The organism is Cypionkella sp. (assembly GCF_036782355.1).
Classification (GTDB): Bacteria; Pseudomonadota; Alphaproteobacteria; order Rhodobacterales; family Rhodobacteraceae; genus Cypionkella.
This window is the reverse complement of record NZ_DAIPZF010000001.1, coordinates 189606-205642: the sequence shown is the minus strand read 5'-3', so window position 1 is coordinate 205642 and position 16037 is coordinate 189606. Positions and strand designations below refer to the sequence as shown.

General features: G+C 61.0%; 14 protein-coding genes. 4 read left to right on the top strand and 10 right to left on the bottom strand.

Going from position 1 to position 16037, the window contains the following annotated elements:
* Positions 1-544: 544 nt before the first annotated feature.
* Entirely contained in the window at positions 545-2200 is a 1656-nt protein-coding gene (gene ettA, locus V7Q10_RS01020) for an energy-dependent translational throttle protein EttA (protein ID WP_333867161.1), read from the bottom strand.
* A gap of 65 nt (positions 2201-2265) precedes the next feature.
* Positions 2266-2730, bottom strand: coding sequence for a GNAT family N-acetyltransferase (locus tag V7Q10_RS01015; RefSeq protein ID WP_333867160.1), 465 nt, complete (start codon positions 2728-2730; stop codon positions 2266-2268).
* Between the two features lie 164 nt (positions 2731-2894).
* Here V7Q10_RS01015 and V7Q10_RS01010 point away from each other — a divergent pair, with 164 nt between their 5' ends.
* Positions 2895-3491 carry a nicotinate-nucleotide adenylyltransferase gene (locus V7Q10_RS01010; protein WP_333867159.1) on the top strand — a complete coding sequence of 199 codons (597 nt, stop codon included), beginning with the start codon at positions 2895-2897 and terminating at the stop codon, positions 3489-3491.
* Between the two features lie 104 nt (positions 3492-3595).
* On the top strand, positions 3596-5065 hold the full coding sequence (gene dacB / locus V7Q10_RS01005) for a D-alanyl-D-alanine carboxypeptidase/D-alanyl-D-alanine endopeptidase (protein WP_333867158.1): 1470 nt from the start codon (positions 3596-3598) through the stop codon (positions 5063-5065).
* 13 nt (positions 5066-5078) lie between these two features.
* On the opposite strand, the gene V7Q10_RS01000 is transcribed toward dacB, so the two are convergent.
* Positions 5079-5501 carry a tellurite resistance TerB family protein gene (locus V7Q10_RS01000; protein WP_333867157.1) on the bottom strand — a complete coding sequence of 141 codons (423 nt, stop codon included), beginning with the start codon at positions 5499-5501 and terminating at the stop codon, positions 5079-5081.
* A 107-nt stretch (positions 5502-5608) separates the two neighbouring features.
* Here V7Q10_RS01000 and V7Q10_RS00995 point away from each other — a divergent pair, with 107 nt between their 5' ends.
* A complete protein-coding gene (locus V7Q10_RS00995) occupies positions 5609-7189 on the top strand; it encodes a lysine--tRNA ligase (protein ID WP_333867156.1) in 1581 nt (526 codons plus the stop codon).
* Between the two features lie 51 nt (positions 7190-7240).
* On the opposite strand, the gene V7Q10_RS00990 is transcribed toward V7Q10_RS00995, so the two are convergent.
* The 4 genes from V7Q10_RS00990 to V7Q10_RS00975 all read right to left on the bottom strand — a co-directional run bounded on the left by V7Q10_RS00990 (position 7241) and on the right by V7Q10_RS00975 (position 11257).
* Positions 7241-7564: a hypothetical protein gene (locus tag V7Q10_RS00990; protein WP_333867155.1), complete on the bottom strand. Its 324-nt coding sequence runs from the start codon at positions 7562-7564 to the stop codon at positions 7241-7243.
* Between the two features lie 173 nt (positions 7565-7737).
* Complete coding sequence (locus V7Q10_RS00985) at positions 7738-9282, bottom strand: acetolactate synthase large subunit (RefSeq protein WP_333867154.1); 1545 nt, start codon at positions 9280-9282, stop codon at positions 7738-7740.
* A gap of 86 nt (positions 9283-9368) precedes the next feature.
* Complete coding sequence (locus V7Q10_RS00980; RefSeq protein WP_333867153.1) at positions 9369-10127, bottom strand: NYN domain-containing protein; 759 nt, start codon at positions 10125-10127, stop codon at positions 9369-9371.
* Positions 10127-11257, bottom strand: coding sequence for an S-(hydroxymethyl)glutathione dehydrogenase/class III alcohol dehydrogenase (locus V7Q10_RS00975; RefSeq protein ID WP_333867152.1), 1131 nt, complete (start codon positions 11255-11257; stop codon positions 10127-10129). The genes V7Q10_RS00980 and V7Q10_RS00975 overlap by 1 nt, the downstream gene beginning before the upstream one ends.
* A gap of 173 nt (positions 11258-11430) precedes the next feature.
* On the opposite strand from V7Q10_RS00975, the gene V7Q10_RS00970 reads away from it, so the two are divergent.
* Positions 11431-11751 (top strand): I78 family peptidase inhibitor, encoded by a 321-nt coding sequence (locus V7Q10_RS00970; protein WP_333867151.1) that lies wholly within the window; start codon positions 11431-11433, stop codon positions 11749-11751.
* Positions 11752-11805: 54 nt separating this feature from the next.
* On the opposite strand, the gene V7Q10_RS00965 is transcribed toward V7Q10_RS00970, so the two are convergent.
* From V7Q10_RS00965 to rnr, 3 genes are all read right to left on the bottom strand, one after another.
* Positions 11806-12243: a cytochrome c gene (locus V7Q10_RS00965; protein ID WP_333867150.1), complete on the bottom strand. Its 438-nt coding sequence runs from the start codon at positions 12241-12243 to the stop codon at positions 11806-11808.
* Between the two features lie 187 nt (positions 12244-12430).
* Positions 12431-13681 carry a lytic murein transglycosylase gene (locus tag V7Q10_RS00960; RefSeq protein ID WP_333867149.1) on the bottom strand — a complete coding sequence of 417 codons (1251 nt, stop codon included), beginning with the start codon at positions 13679-13681 and terminating at the stop codon, positions 12431-12433.
* A gap of 56 nt (positions 13682-13737) precedes the next feature.
* On the bottom strand, positions 13738-15987 hold the full coding sequence (gene rnr, locus V7Q10_RS00955) for a ribonuclease R (protein ID WP_333867148.1): 2250 nt from the start codon (positions 15985-15987) through the stop codon (positions 13738-13740).
* Positions 15988-16037: the final 50 nt, after the last annotated feature.

Here is a 16037-nt window from a genome sequence, read left to right as displayed (position 1 = left end):
AGGCCGTGTTCACCTTTGTGGCCATTGACGAGGCAGGCAAGCCGAGGGTTGTGCCAGAGGCGTAAGGCGCGGCGGGCAAGGCCGTCAACGCAGCAGTCTCTCACCACAGCAAACCACCATTCGGGTGCACAATCTGACCGCGCCCGAACCGACGGGGCTCTTGGGGTGCGACCATCGTCGCGCCCGCCCCGTGGGGGCGGTTCGGGCGCGGTCAGATTTGCTTTGGGCAAATCTGACGGGGCGTCGCGATATAAAGCATCTGGCCTTACTGTGGCTTCACCTGAATCAATCCACCCGCCATTGCAGAGACCGTGCCAACGCCCCCCCAATCGCGGTTCGCAAACATCACAGTGGCATTCGAGAGAAAGACAGCCGCGCCAGTAAGATGGTTGGCGGACTAAACTGGCACTTTCGAAACAAGGGGCAGGTTGGAGTTATTGGCGTCACACTCTTCTTCCAAAAGGAAAAACGACAAAATCAAAAGCCGCGCGCGACTTTCGGATACGTTCAACCTTGGTTCCGATATGCGTGACGCCAGTCCCCCTTAGCGGCTAAACCGCTTATACTTCGCGCGCTTTGGCTCCAAGGCATCTGGGCCCAGACGGCGGATTTTGTCTTGCTCATAGGCTTCAAAGTTGCCCTCGAACCATTCGACATGGGCGTCGCCTTCAAAGGCCAGCATATGGGTGCAGAGCCGGTCGAGGAAAAAGCGGTCGTGGCTGATGATGATCGCGCAGCCAGCGAAATCTTCGATCGCACTTTCCAGCGCTTGCAGGGTTTCGACGTCCAGATCGTTGGTCGGCTCGTCGAGCAGCAGCACATTGCCGCCCGAGCGCAGCAGTTTCGCCATATGCACGCGGTTGCGTTCGCCGCCCGACAACAGCCCGACCTTTTTCTGCTGGTCGGTGCCTTTGAAGTTGAACGCGCCGGTATAGACCCGGCTGTTCATCTGCATGTCGCCCAGCTGGATGATCTCGGATCCGCCCGAGATTTCTTCCCAGACGTTTTTCGCAGGGTCCAGCGCGTCGCGCGACTGATCAACAAACGACAGTTGCACCGTGTTGCCCATGGTGATGGTGCCCTCGTCCGGCTGTTCTTGGCCGACGATCATCCGGAACAGCGTCGATTTGCCCGCGCCATTTGGCCCGATCACACCGACAATCGCCCCCGGTGGAATGGTGAAGGACAGATCTTCGATCAACAGCTTGTCGCCCATGGCTTTTTTCAGCCCGACGACCTCGATCACCTTATTGCCCAGACGTTCGCCGTTGGGGATGATGATCTGCGCCGAGGACGAGCGTTCCAGCACAGTCTGGCCCGCCATCTCGTTATAGCGCGCAATACGGGCCTTGCCCTTGGATTGACGCGCCTTGGCACCCGAACGGATCCACTCGAGTTCTTTTTCCAGCGCTTTCTGCTTGGATTTGTCTTCGCGCGATTCCTGCTGCATCCGCTTGGCCTTTTGGTCCAGCCAAGCCGAATAGTTGCCCTCGTAAGGGATGCCACGGCCGCGGTCCAATTCCAGAATCCAAGAGGTGATGTCATCAAGGAAATAGCGGTCGTGGGTGACGATCAGGATGGTGCCCTTATAGGCGATCAGGTGCTTTTGCAGCCAAGCGATGGATTCCGCGTCCAAGTGGTTGGTCGGTTCGTCCAGCAGCAGCATATCGGGGGCTTCAAGCAACAGCTTGCACAGCGCCACGCGGCGACGCTCGCCGCCCGAAAGGTCTTCAACCATGGCGTCATCGGGCGGGCAGCGCAGCGCGTCCATCGCGACGCCAACGCTGGCTTCCAGCTCCCACAGATTGCCCGCGTCGATCTGGTCTTGCAGATTTGCCATCTCGTCGGCGGTCTCGTCCGAGTAGTTCATCGCCAATTCGTTATAACGCTCGAGAATCGCGGTTTTATCCGCCACGCCCAGCATGACGTTTTCTTTCACCGTCAAGGCAGGGTCCAGATGCGGTTCTTGCGCCAGATAGCCCACCTTGGCGCCCTTGGCTGCCCAAGCCTCGCCTTTGAAATCCTTGTCCATACCGGCCATGATTTTGAGCAGGGTCGATTTGCCCGCACCATTGACGCCAACGACGCCGATTTTCACGCCGGGCAGAAAGTTCAGGTGGATATTCTCAAAGCATTTCTTCCCGCCCGGATAGGTCTTGGAAACGCCTTCCATGTGGTAGACATATTGATACGAGGCCATGTGGATGCTCCTGCGGGTGGGAATAGGGTTGCGGGCTATGTAGCGATAAGGGCGCTTGGCCGCAACTATGCCAGCGACTTTGACATCCAGATATCGGCTGGAAAGCTGGTGTAGGGCGCGCAATCTGCCCAGCCTGTGGCGCGATAAAGCTCGATGGCAGGGGTCAGGCTGGAATTGCTGTCAAGTTTCAGCTGGGCAAAGCCCATGCTGCGGGCGCGGGATTCGATTTCTGCCATCAGGCGGCGGGCAAGACCGCGGCCACGGGCATGGGGGGCCACCCAGAGCCGTTTGACCTCGGCCGTCGTGGCGTCAAGGCGGCGCAAGGAAACGCAGCCGATGGCGTCACCTGCCGCCCAAGCGAGCAGAAAAGCCCCTTCGGGCGCGCGGTATGTGCCGGCCTCTGGCAGCGGCAGGGCCAGCATCTGCGGCGTAAGACCCGCGATGTTTTCCAGCAGCAGATCGTAATAGGCACTCAGGCAGGCAAGGGATTGCGCGGCATCTGGGTCAGCATCGGTGATGGTGATTTGCATGATCAGCCTTGGTGGTGGCGCAAAATTGCGGCCTGAGGGGGTTCTAAGCCATTGTATCGGCGACAGGCATGGGGTCAATTGGCGTGACAACGCGGGAGGCCATGGTGAGCAAAGGCGGATATGTGCAAGGATCTGACCGCGCCGCTTTGGCGGAGTTTTGAGCCATGCGCGCGGGTTTCCCCATTGCAAGCAAGGGCATGGTGATTGGCCTTTTGGGCGGGTCGTTTGATCCTGCACATGAGGGGCATGTGCATCTGACGCGGCAGGCTTTGGCGCGGATGGGGTTGGACCGGGTTTGGTGGCTGGTGACACCGGGAAATCCGCTGAAAGCGCGGCAGCCGGCTCCGATGGCTGCGCGGCTGGCCCGCGCCCGGGCGCTGATGACGGACCCACGCGTCAAGATCACCGATCTAGAGGCGAAGTTGGGCACGCGGGCCACGATAGACACGCTCGAGCGGTTGCAGGCGATCTATCCCGGCGTGCATTTTGTTTGGCTGATGGGGGCGGATAACCTTGTGCAATTTCACAAATGGAGCCGCTGGCGCGATATTTTGCGCGCGGTGCCGGTGGGGGTCTTGGCGCGGCCGGGGCTTGGGTTGGCTGCGCGCACCAGCGTCGCGGCGCGGGCTTTTGGTGTGAACCAGATCGCGCGGGGCGAGAATTTGCGCGGCAAGGCAGCGCCGGCGTGGTGTTTTGTCAATATGCCGATGAAGGCGGCCTCGAGCAGCGCCATTCGGGCGCGCGGGGCATGGAAGCGGTAGGATATTTGGCCGGCGGCGCAAGGGGGGCTTTCTGCCCCCCAAGCTGCGATTGCATCGCAGCCCCCCCGAGGATATTTTGACCAAGATGAACGGGAGGGGCGGGTTTGGGTCAGCTGACACGACGCGGCGTTTTGGCGGGGCTTTTGGCGGGGGCGGCGGGTGCTGCCTGGGCCGAGGCGCCGCTGGTGTCGTTGCGACCAAGGCCGCGCGGGGCCGTCACGCCGGATGCGGCGGCTGCGGCTTTGGTCAAGGCGGCGAAGCTGGGGGGGCGTCTGGGCTATATCGTTGCTGATGCAGCGACGGGGCGGGTGCTGGAGGCAGTGGAAGAGACGGTCGAACTGCCGCCTGCTTCGGTCACCAAAGTGATGACGGCCCTGTTTGCCTTGGAAAAGCTGGGGGCGGGGCATCGCTTTGCGACGCGGGTGATGTATCGCGGCAGCTTTGCACAGGGGCGGCTGGAGGGCGATCTGATTTTGGCGGGCGGCGGTGATCCGGAATTGGACACCGACGCTTTGGCCGAACTGGTGGCAGCGCTTGCGGCGGCGGGGCTGCGTGAGGTGACAGGGCAATTTCTTGTTTACACCGGCGCTTTGCCAGAGCGAGAGAGGATTGCCAGCGATCAGCCCGATTATGTTGGCTATAACCCTTCGGTTTCGGGAATGATGTTGAATTTTAATCGCGTCAATTTCGGCTGGAAGCAGGCGGGCGCGGGTTATGACATGGCAATGACGGCCGAAGGCGCGCGGGTTGCCCCGCCTGTGCGCATGGCGACGATGACACTGGCCGAGCGGGATCTGCCGGTCTTTGCCTATAAGGCAGCGGCGGCGGCGGATCACTGGAGTGTGGCACGCGGGGCTTTGGGCAAGGCGGGTGGACGTTGGTTACCGGTGCGCCATCCGGGGATTTATGCCGGCGAGGTGTTTGCTTGGCTGGCCGCGGCGCAGGGCATTGCGCTTGGCCCGCCGCAGCTGCGCCGCGATTTGCCCGCAGGTGCGGTGGTGCTGGTACAACGCGAGGGTGCGCCCTTGCCAGAGCTGCTGCGCCGGATGTTGAAATTCTCGACCAATCTGACGGCAGAGGCGGTTGGCTTGGCCGCATCAGCTGCGACATCGCAGGAAGCCTCGGGGGCTGCGATGACGGCTTGGGCGCGGGCGCGCTTTGGCGTGAGCGGGCGCTTTGGTGATCATTCCGGACTTGGGCCGATGACACGGCTTTCGGCGGCCGAGATGGTCTCGGTGCTGATCCAAGCGCGACAGGATCCGACTGGCGTACAGCTGTTGGGGTTGTTGCGCGAGGCCGGAGTGCCCGATGCGACAGGCAAGCCGCAAAGCAAGGCTGCCATGCGGGTGCAGGCCAAAAGCGGGACGATGAACTTTGTCTCGAATCTGGCTGGTTATGTGACAGCGGCCAATGGCAAGACATTGGTGTTTGCGATTTTTGCCGCCGATGTAGCGCGGCGCGAGGCGGTGCCGGTTGCCCAGCGCGACCAGCCCAAGGGCAATAAGGCTTGGGTTGGCCGCGCGCATCGGCTGCAAGGGCAGTTGCTGCACCGCTGGGCGGGCTTGTATCTCTAACGGGTTGCGCCGCTTACAGCGTCAAATGCCGCACCCTTGCGCCCCATTCGATGGCGGCGGCGTGCAGGCGGTCGATGTTCAGCTCTTCGCGGACCTCTTCCAGCATGCGCAGCTCGACCTCGCGCAGGTTGCCATCGGCGGCGGCGACGTCGCAGGCCAGCGCATAGGCGGTTTCGTGCAGCTGTTCGGGCAGCGCATCGCGGATCAGACCAAAAAGCGCGTCCAGCCCGTCTTCTTCCTCGAACAAATCAAAAACGGTATTGGCCACCACGCCGATGCGGTCGGCATCATAGCCGCCAAACACCGGCATATAATTCACCGTCTGCTGGATCGCGACCAGTTCCGAGGTACGCATATTCTCATCCGAGGCGGACACCGCGATCATCACGGCAACCAACGCGTCTTGGGGGGAAAGCGAGGCGGGGGTATCTTGCACGAGAGCACTCCTGTTGTTGCAGCGCAGAATATTGACCTAAGCCCGCTTGAGCAATAGAGGAAGGGGTCGGCGCGAATATAGGGTTTGCGCCAGAAGGAGACGACGCGATGACTGCTTTGCGCGATGCTGGAATGAAATCCAAGGCTTGGCCCTTTGAAGAAGCGCGCGCGCTGCTGAAACGCTATGAAAAAAAGGCGCCTGAAAAGGGCTATGTGCTGTTTGAAACCGGCTATGGCCCCTCGGGTTTGCCGCATATCGGCACCTTTGGCGAGGTTGCCCGCACCACGATGATCCGCCGCGCCTTTGAGGCGATCTCGGATATTCCGACACGGCTGATCTGTTTTTCCGATGATGTTGATGGCATGCGCAAAGTGCCCGAAAACGTGCCGCAGCAAGAGATGCTGCGCAACCACATGCAGCAGCCGCTGACCACTGTGCCCGACCCCTACGGGCTTTATGACAGCTTTGGTGCGCATAACAACGCCATGTTGCGGCGGTTTTTGGATACCTTTGGCTTTGAGTATGAATTCATCTCGGCCACTGAATTCTATAAATCGGGCAAGTTCGACGACACCCTGAAACTGGCCACCGAACGCTATGATGCGATCATGAAGATCATGCTGGCCTCCTTGCGTGAAGAGCGTCAGCAGACCTATTCCTGCTTTTTGCCGATCCACCCCGAGACCGGCCGCGTGATGTATGTGCCGATGAAGCATGTCGATGCGGTCAATCACACCATCACCTTTGACGACGAAGATGGCCGCGAATGGACCCTGCCGGTCACCGGCGGCAATGTGAAATTGCAGTGGAAGCCCGACTTTGGCGCCCGCTGGGCGGCGCTGGACGTTGATTTCGAGATGTATGGCAAGGACCACTCGACCAACACGCCGATCTATGACGGCATTTGCGAAGTGCTGGGCGGCAAAAAGCCCAACCACATGAGCTATGAGCTGTTCTTGGACGATCAGGGGCAGAAAATCTCGAAGTCCAAGGGCAATGGCCTGACCATCGATGAATGGCTGACCTATGCCTCGGCCGAAAGCCTGTCGTATTTCATGTATCAAAAGCCCAAGACCGCCAAGCGGATGCATTTTGATGTGATCCCGCGGGCGATGGATGAATATCACCAACAGCTGCGCGCCTATCCGACCCAAGATATTGATCAGCAAGTGAATAACCCGGTTTGGCATATTCACCAAGGCAACCCGCCTGCGTCGAAAATGGTGGTGCCTTTCTCGATGTTGCTGAACCTTGCCAGCGTCTCGGCGGCGCAAGACGCCAAGGGGCTTTGGGGCTTTATCAAGCGCTATGCCCCCGATGCCTCGCCCGAGGCCAATCCTGATCTGGATGCGGCAGCGGGCTTTGCGGTGCGCTATTTCGCCGACCGGATTGCGCCCACGCGCAGCTTCCGCCTGCCAAGCGATCAGGAACGCACTGCAATGGAAGATCTGCGTGCGCGTCTGGCGGTTTGGGACGGTGGTTTGGACGACGAGGCGCTGCAATCCATGGTCTTTGCTGTCGGCAAAGATCACGGCTTTGAACCGCTGCGCGATTGGTTCAAAGCCCTGTACGAGGTGCTTTTGGGCGCCAGCGACGGCCCGCGCTTTGGCGGCTTTATCGCACTTTATGGCGTCGAAGAAACCATCGCGCTGCTGGACCGTGGCCTTGGCGGGGCGCTTGTCGGCTAGGCGCGCGCGCTCCTCAAAACCCCAAAAGCGGGCGGCAGCCTGTCGCCCGCTTCACGCTAAGAAAAACCCATCCACCTGCCGCCAATAGGTCAGCAGATCGTGACAGGTTGCACAGCGCAGGCCGCGCAGCTGCATCATATGCAGATCAACGCTTAACAGCGCAGCCGCCCGCCAGCTTTCCACCGCAAGACGCTCCATCTGCGGGCCTGAAAAGGTTTCCTCAATGCCAGAAGCGGTGATCGACAGCAAAAACACCACTTCAAGCGGTGGGCTCTGCGGCATTTTCTGAGCAAGCTGCACGGCAAGCTGACGCGATGTCCCATGCCCCGAGAGCAGGAAGTTCACGGCAAACTCACTCAGATCCTCAACACTCATCAAAACATCAACTGCTGTGCAACAAGACTTCATGAAGCGGTGCAGCAGTATTTGTCACGCAATTCTTCAACACAATTGTATTAATTAAAGTTAACGTGCGGAGAATCCGCAGCACATTTCAACCCATGGCTGAAAAACCTTGGCGCAGGACCCACTTCGCCGGCCCAGCGGCTTTAGCAGATCACTTCAATTACATAGGGACCCTTGCGCGCCAGACCTGCGGCAAAGGCTGCGTTGAACTGATCGGTATCGGTGACGCGAACGGCCTCGACACCATGACCTTTCGCAAGCGCCACCCAATCCAGACTGGGTTCAACCACATCAAACATCCGCACCGCGTTGCGGCCGACATCTGTTACCCCCACATTCGCCAATTCGCCGCGCAAAATCTGATAGCCGCGGTTTGATAGCACCACGATCAGCACATCCAGCCCTTCGCGCGCCATCGTCCACAGCGATTGCAAGGTATACATGCCCGAACCGTCACCCTCGAGGCAAACCACCTTGCGGTCTGGGCAGGCCACCGCCGCCCCCACGGCGGCAGGCAAGCCGTAGCCAATCGCGCCGCCCGTGACCGCAAGCCAGTCATGCCCACGCGCAGCCGCACTGGCCGCGATGAAATAGCGCGAAGATGAGATCGCCTCATCCACCACCACCGCGTCTTCGGGCAACAGCGCTGCAAAGGATTGGCCGATTTTCGCAAGGCTCATGCTGCCCGTGGCGCATGGCGGCAGATCCAACGCGATGCCTTCCACCGCCAGATCCTCGGCAATGCCCAGTTCGGCGGCAAGGGCCTGCAAGCTCCAGCCATAATCGCCGCCAATATCGCCCAGATGCAGGATGCGGCAATCAGGCGGCGTTGGCAGGCTGGGCTTGTTGGGATAGGCGAAAAAGCTGGTCGGATCTTGCGTGCCACACAGCACAAGCGCGGTGACGCCCGCCAGCACCGCGACGTTTTCTTCCACCACATAGGCCAGCCGTTCAAAGTCAACTGCCCCCGCGCCGCGCCGCACCCGTGCCGCCAGACAGGGCGCCAGCAATCGGCAGCCCGTCGCCTTGGCAATCCGCGCCGCAATCTGCCCAAGCGGGCCGTGCAGCGCCGTGCCATCAACCAAAAGTGCCGCACCTTTTGTGCGCAAGGCCGCCGCCGCCGCCTGCACCTGCCCCAGATTTGGCCGCGCAAGCGCCGCAGGGGCCTCGGCAATCTGCGGGCCAACCGCGCTGTCCCAAGCGGTATCGGCGGGCAAGATCAGCGTGGCGATTTGGCCGTTTTTCGAGCGTGCCGCGCGAATGGCCTCGGCACCATCGCGCGCAACCGAGCCTGCATCGCTGGCGGTGCGGGTCCAATGCGACACCGTGCGGCTGATGCCTTCGGTATCGCCCTTCAAGGGGGCCTCGTATTGCAAATGATAGCTGGCGTGTTCGCCCATCACATTGACAACGCCCGACTGCGCCTTGCGGGCATTGTGCAGATTGGCAAAGGCATTGCCAAAACCGGGGGCCAAATGCAGCAGCGTGGCCGCCACCCGCCCCGACATGCGGTAATAGCCATCCGCCGCCCCTGTGGCCCCGCCTTCAAACAGACACAGGATGCAGCGCATCTCGGGGTGGCTATCAAGGGCGGCAACGAAATGCATCTCTGACGTACCCGGATTGGCAAAACACACCTCGACACCCGAAGCCAGCATGGTTTTTACCAAAGTTTCCGCACCATTCATCGCATGCCCTTTCAATGACTTACACTTAAGCTTGCCCCCCTAAGGCCGCCAAGACAAGGGCCGAAGCCCGCCACAGAGCCCAGAGATCAATCCCTGCGGCGCACCTCAAGACTGTTGCCGCCGCCTTGGCGCAGCTCGAACGCCTCTGAGCGTTTCAGCATATCCGACAGCTTGGCACTGCCATAGGTGCGCGGGTCGAAATCGGGGTTTTCGCGTTGGATGAACTGGCCCAAGGGCCCCAGCGAATACCACTCGCCATCAGGATCGATGGTGTTCATCGCTTTGCGCACCAGCGGCATGACATTGGCCAAAGCCAGCCTTTCGCGCGCCGCCGCAGGCTTGGCCACGGGCAGATCTTGCGGCTTGGGCGCTGGCTTGCCCGCCACCTCTGGCGCATCGGTTTCGCGCAGGATGTTTTCGATAAACACAAAGCGATTGCAGACATTGCGCAGCGCCGGCGGGGTTTTTTCCTCGCCGATGCCGATCACCTCTAGTCCGTCTTCGCGGATCCGGCTGGCCAGACGGGTGAAATCGCTGTCTGACGACACCAAGACAAAGCCGTCAAACTTGCCACCATGCAAGATATCCATCGCATCAATCACCAGACCAATATCCGAGGCATTCTTGCCCTTGGTATTGGCCGATTGCTGATGCATCACCAGCCCCAGATCAAGCGCGACCTTTTTCCAAGCCGCAAGCGCTTGGCTGGACCAATCGCCATAAACCCGCCGCAAGCTTGGCTCGCCATAAGCGGTAATCTCGCGCAGAATCGCCTCGGCCGCATGGGCCGAGACATTGTCCGCATCAATCAAAACTGCCAGAAGTTTCGTGCCTTCACGCGGCATCAATACACCACAACGGCGCGGATGCTTTCGCCCGAATGCATCAGCTCAAAGCCTTTATTGATGTCTTCCAGCTTCAGCACATGGGTGATCATGCTGTCGATCTCGATCTTGCCGTCCATATACCAATCGACAATCGTTGGCACATCGGTGCGACCGCGCGCGCCGCCAAAGGCAGTGCCTTTCCAGATCCGGCCCGTGACCAATTGGAAGGGGCGGGTTTCAATGACAGCACCTGCGGGGGCGACGCCGATGATGATGGATTGGCCCCAGCCGCGGTGGGTGCATTCCAACGCGTCGCGCATCACCTTGACGTTGCCAGTGCAATCAAAAGAATAATCCGCGCCGCCGATCTGATCGAAGGGCGTTTTGGTCAGATCGACAATCGCTTGCACCACCGAGCCTTCGATTTCCTTAGGGTTGACAAAGTGGGTCATGCCGAATTTCTCGCCCCACTCTGCCTTGCTGTTGTTCAGATCGACACCGATGATCATATCGGCCCCCGCCATCTTCAGGCCCTGAATAACGTTCAGCCCGATGCCGCCCAGACCAAAGACCACGGCCTTGGCGCCGATCTCGACCTTTGCGGTGTTCAAAACCGCACCGATGCCAGTGGTGACCCCGCAGCCGATGTAGCAAATCTTCTCAAACGGCGCGTCCTTGCGCACTTTGGCCAGCGCGATTTCGGGCACCACCGTGTGGTTGGCAAAGGTCGAGCAGCCCATATAGTGATAGATCGGCGTGCCATCCAGCATCGAGAACCGCGTCGTGCCATCGGGCAGCAGGCCCTGGCCTTGGGTAGAGCGAATGGCGGTGCAAAGGTTGGTTTTGCGCGACAGGCAGGACGGGCATTCGCGGCATTCGGGCGTGTAGAGCGGGATAACGTGATCGCCGACCTTCAGGCTTTTGACACCGGGCCCAACGGCAATCACCACGCCCGCGCCCTCATGCCCCAAGATCGCCGGGAACAGCCCCTCGGGATCCGCGCCTGAAAGGGTGAACTCATCCGTGTGACAAATACCCGTGGCCTTGATTTCAACCAGAACCTCGCCTTCTTTGGGGTCAGCCAGATTGACCTCCATGATTTCAAGCGGTTTTCCGGGGGCAATGGCGACGGCGGCACGGGTGCGCATGAGATATCCTTTCAAAATAATTTGCCCAGAACCTGCGACAGCAACGGGTAAATTGCAACGCGGGAAACGCCCCTTAGCGACGAATTGGCGGCGCAAAACGGTTTTGCAATTGCGCGGCAGGCGGGCTCGGGCCAGAGTAACGTCAAAGCTGTGTTTAAAGAGTGTGATGCCGCGTGCGTTTACAGATGGGGATGGGGCTGCGGCAGGGCGCGGCACAGGCGGCTTTGCTGCTCACGCTTTTGGGCTGCGTGGCCGCGCGCGGCACCCAGCTCGGGCCAGTCAGCCGAATGATCCCTCCGCAGCCAGACCATTGCGGCGCCAAAGCGCTTGGCGCGCTACAAGGCCAAACTTTTGTGCTTCTGGCCGATGAAAATCTGATCGGGCAATTGCGGGTGATCTGGCCACGCCAAGAGGTCAGCGGTGATCTTGTCGCCACAAGGCTGAACGCACAGGTAAGCGATACAGGCCGCATCACGCGGTTGTTTTGCGGCTAAAGCCAAAGCCTGCGGCAGTTGCGTGCCACGGCTTTGGCCAAAGGCGGTGGCGGATTACTTCAACCGATACAGCGTGTGGCAATCCTTGCAGCTGCCGCCAATCGCACCCATTCCGGCACCGATGGTTTCGGCTGACGCAAGATCAAGGCTGGCCGCAGCATCGCCCAGCGCCTTACCCTTTGCCAAGAAATCATCCCAGTTTTTCCAGACATCAGGGCTGGTTTTATCGGCCGGATCCATGGTCGGAGCAGCAAAGGTAGCGGCGATTTCGGCCGCACCCGAGATCAAGGCCGCCTTTGCCGTCTCTGCGGCAGCAGCGTCATAGGCGGTCTTGCCTCCCGCCATTTCACCCAGAGTCTTGGCCGCACCACCAAAACTCTTCATCAGATTTTCGCGCGCAATTGCTGCGGGATCGGTAGGCTCGGTCTCGGCAAAAGCAGCGCCGGCGCAAAGGGCCATACCAAGGACAATTGCTTTGGTCATCATCGACATCTCAAAACTCCTCATGGGGTCAATAGAGATCAGCTTACCGCAAGCCAGCATTCTGCATAGCCCTGCGCTGGGCTTTGCCTGCCCGTTCACGCAAATGTCATCGCCCAGATCAGCAGGCCGCGGCAGCGCCGTTTTGCGGGGCTCGATGCCCCGCAAAACGGCCCCCGCGTCTATGTCAGGGTCAGAGTCAGGGCAGGCGCAGCGCCTCTAGCACCGGCAGGCAAGGATAGCCATCGACCAGACCACCGCCGCTGCGCTGAAACGCCTTGACCGCCGCCACTGTCAGCGGCCCGATCTTGCCATCTGCCGCGCCCGACATCATGCCGCGCGCCAAAAGCCGCTGCTGCATCTCGATCTTCTCGGGCAGGGTCAGCGCACGCAGATCGCGCGGCCAGGCCTGTACAAAGCCAGCCCCTCCGCGCAAGCGGTCCGACAAATGCCCCACCGCAATCACATAGGCATCAGCTTTGTTATAGCTCTCAATCGCGGCGAAATTGTCATAGACCATAAAGGCCGGCCCGCGCGCGCCAGCCGGCAAGATCACCGCGCCCCAATTGGCCTCGGGCAGTGCCGCACCCTCTGCTGCCACCACCCCCAGCCCCCGCCAAAACGCCATCGGCCTTTGAGTGCGGCTGCCTGCCAGATCATAGTCAAACCCCGCCGGCAAGCGCAGCTCTTGCCCCCAGGCCTGCCCCGGCCTCCAGCCCGCATCCGCCAGATAAGCGGCGGTCGAGGCCAGCGCGTCGGTCGGGTCGTCATCCCAAATATTGCGGCTGCCATCGCCGTTAAAATCCACCGCAAGCCGTTCATAAGAGGATGGCATGAACTGCGTATGCCCCATCGCCCCCGCCCAAGACCCGCGCAACTGCGCAGGCTTTGCCGCGCCGCGCTGCAAGATCTTCAGCAGTATCAGCAGCTCGGCTTCAAAAAACTCAGCCCGCCGCCCCTCGTAAGACAACGTCGCAAGTGCTGAAAGCGTGTCGATATCGCCGCGCACCGCGCCATAGGCACTCTCTAAGCCCCAAATCGCCAGAACGGTATATTTATCAACGTGGTAGCGTGCCTCGATCCGGTCAAACAGCGCAGCGTTCTTGCGCAGCGCCCGCTGGCCTGCCGCAATGCGGTCCTCCGAGACGGCCTTGTCCAGATAGTCCCAAATCGTCTTGGAAAACTCATTTTGCTTGCGGTCACGCTCGACCACCTCGGGCAGAAAGCGGGTCTGCGCCATCGCCTGATCAAACAGGCCAGCCGAGACACCCTGCGCCAAGGCCCGCGGGCGAAAGCCTGTGCGCCACGCCTCAAAGCCCGCCACGCTGCCCAGATCGTCCATCATGCTTTGCCCTGCCTCTGCCTGCGGTTCCAGATCCTGCGCAAGTGTGACGGGCGCGCAAAGCCCCGCCGCCAACGCCACTGCACAGATCCCCAAAGACCGCCGCATGCCCTACCCTTTTGCCTGCCAAAGCAAGCCTAGCGGTCTGGCGCGATCCTGCCAAGTCAGCGCCGGCTGCGATGCACCTTGCGCGCGGTTTTTGCAGCCTTTTCCGCCGATTTGCCGGGCTTGCGCGGCTGATACCGCCCGCCCCTGCGCCCGCCTTGCGGCAGCGGCCCGTCTTCCAGCCCGACCAGATCCAGCATCAAGCCTCCGGTCAGCGGGCTTGCCTCGGCCAGCCGCACCGTCACGCGCAGCCCGATCCCCAAAACCAAACCGCTGTCTGAACCCGTCAGCGTCTGCGCGTCTTGGTCGTAATGGAAAAACTCGCGCCCGATCGAGCGGATCGGCACCAAGCCATCCGCGCCGGTTTCTTGCAACCGCACGAACAGACCAAAGCGCTGCACACCCGAAATCCGGCCCGCAAATTCATTGCCCACCCGTTCAGACAAGAACGCCGCCAGATAGCGGTCGGTGGTGTCGCGTTCGGCGACCATGCTGCGCCGCTCGGTGTCGGAAATCTGCTTGGCGGTGTCGTCAAGATTTTCGATATCCCAAGCCGACAGCCCATCGTCGCCCCAGCCGTGGCCAGAAATCAGCGCGCGGTGCACGATCAGATCGGAATAACGCCGAATCGGCGAGGTGAAATGCGCATAGTTGCGCAGCGCCAAACCAAAGTGGCCAAAGTTTTCGGCGTTGTAATAGGCCTGCGTCATAGACCGCAGCGTCGAGATATTCATCAGCTCGTCAAATTCGGTGCCCGCCGCCTGCGACAGCAATCGGTTCAGGTGCATGGTCTTCAGCACCTGCCCCTTGGCCAGCGTAAAGCCCGAAGCCTCGGCCACCTCGCGCAGGCTTTCCAGCTTGTCTTGCGAAGGTTCCTCATGCACGCGGAACAACAAGGGCCGCTTCAGCCCAACCAGCTCTTCTGCCGCCGCCACATTGGCAAGGATCATGCATTCTTCGATCAGCTTATGCGCGTCAAAGCGTTCATAAAACGACACCGAGGTGACTTTGCCGTCGTCATCCAGAATGATCTTCCGCTCGGGCAGTTCCAGATCCAGCGGCTGGCGCAAGGCACGGGCGTGCTTTAAGGCAGCATAGGCCGCATACAAAGGCCGCAGCACATCGTCCAGCAAAGGCGCGGTTTTGGCATCGCTGCGCCCGTCAATCGCGTCTTGCACCTGCGCATAATTCAGGCTCGCCTGTGACCGCATCAAGCCACGGGTAAAGCGGTGGCCCAGCTTTTGGCCCTGCGCGTCGATGCGCATTTCGACCGCCATACAGGCGCGGTCCACATGTTCGTGCAAACTGCACAGATCGCCCGACAACACATCGGGCAGCATCGGCACCACGCGGTCAGGAAAATAGCTAGAGTTGCCGCGCTTGCGGGCCTCGCGGTCCAGCGCCGAGTTGGGGCGGACGTAATGCGCCACATCGGCAATCGCCACCCAGATCACAAAGCCACCGGGATTTTTCGGGTTTGGGTCTGCCATGGCATAGACCGCATCATCACGGTCGCGGGCATCGACGGGGTCGATTGTCACCAAGGGCAGGCCGCGCAGGTCTTCGCGTTTGCCCAAGGCCACAGGCTTGGCGGCCTCGGCTTCGGCAATCACCGCGTCGGGGAAATGGTCGGGAATGCCGTGCTGATGGATCGCAATCAGGCTGACCGCGCGCGCACCCGAAGGGTCGCCCAGCCGCGCCGTGATCTTGGCTTGCGGCAGGCCAAAGCGTTTGGGGCCGATCTGCTCGGCCTCGACCAACTCGCCGTCCTTGGCGCCGCCGTCATGGTCGCGCGCAACACGCCATTCTTTGTCCGAGCCTTTGTCGACCGGCAAAATCCGCCCGCCTTCGGAAGCGGCACGGTAAACCCCGATCACCTTCAGCGGGTTCGAGCCCAGCGCTCGGATCAACCGCGCCTCATAGCCGTAATCCTGCCCGCCAACCGGCGTCAGCCGTGCAAGGATCTTCATCCCCCCCGCCAAAGCGGTGTCGCCCTTTTGTGGCATGATCAAAATGCGCGGCGGCGTGTCGGTATCCCCCGCCTCCAGCGGCTGGGCGAACAGATCGCCATTGCTGTCAGGCGGCAAAACCAGCAGCACCGAGACCGGCGGCAGCGCGCCCTCTTCACGGTAGCGGCGCGATTTCTTTTCAACCGCGCCCTCGGCCTCCAGCTCGCGCAGCATCCGTTTCAGGTCGATGCGACCATCGCCGGTGATGCCGAAAGCCTTCGCGATATCGCGCTTGCCCGTCAGGGTCGGGTTGTCGAGGATCCACTGACGGATCTGATCTTTTGTGGGAAGCATTTTCATCCCCTGCCCCTAGCACGGAGTGGGGCGGGCGGGAAGGGCGCGCATGCAGG

What these genes read in the sequence shown, in the direction of transcription:
- ettA (WP_333867161.1), bottom strand. Translation starts at nt 2,200, where the DNA reads ATGGCCTCGTATCAATATGTCTACCACATGGAAGGCGTTTCCAAGACC.
- V7Q10_RS01015 (WP_333867160.1), bottom strand. Translation starts at nt 2,730, where the DNA reads ATGCAAATCACCATCACCGATGCTGACCCAGATGCCGCGCAATCCCTT.
- V7Q10_RS01010 (WP_333867159.1), top strand. Translation starts at nt 2,895, where the DNA reads ATGCGCGCGGGTTTCCCCATTGCAAGCAAGGGCATGGTGATTGGCCTT.
- V7Q10_RS00995 (WP_333867156.1), top strand. Translation starts at nt 5,609, where the DNA reads ATGACTGCTTTGCGCGATGCTGGAATGAAATCCAAGGCTTGGCCCTTT.
- V7Q10_RS00990 (WP_333867155.1), bottom strand. Translation starts at nt 7,564, where the DNA reads ATGAGTGTTGAGGATCTGAGTGAGTTTGCCGTGAACTTCCTGCTCTCG.
- V7Q10_RS00985 (WP_333867154.1), bottom strand. Translation starts at nt 9,282, where the DNA reads ATGAATGGTGCGGAAACTTTGGTAAAAACCATGCTGGCTTCGGGTGTC.
- V7Q10_RS00980 (WP_333867153.1), bottom strand. Translation starts at nt 10,127, where the DNA reads ATGCCGCGTGAAGGCACGAAACTTCTGGCAGTTTTGATTGATGCGGAC.
- V7Q10_RS00975 (WP_333867152.1), bottom strand. Translation starts at nt 11,257, where the DNA reads ATGCGCACCCGTGCCGCCGTCGCCATTGCCCCCGGAAAACCGCTTGAA.
- V7Q10_RS00965 (WP_333867150.1), bottom strand. Translation starts at nt 12,243, where the DNA reads ATGTCGATGATGACCAAAGCAATTGTCCTTGGTATGGCCCTTTGCGCC.
- V7Q10_RS00960 (WP_333867149.1), bottom strand. Translation starts at nt 13,681, where the DNA reads ATGCGGCGGTCTTTGGGGATCTGTGCAGTGGCGTTGGCGGCGGGGCTT.
- rnr (WP_333867148.1), bottom strand. Translation starts at nt 15,987, where the DNA reads ATGAAAATGCTTCCCACAAAAGATCAGATCCGTCAGTGGATCCTCGAC.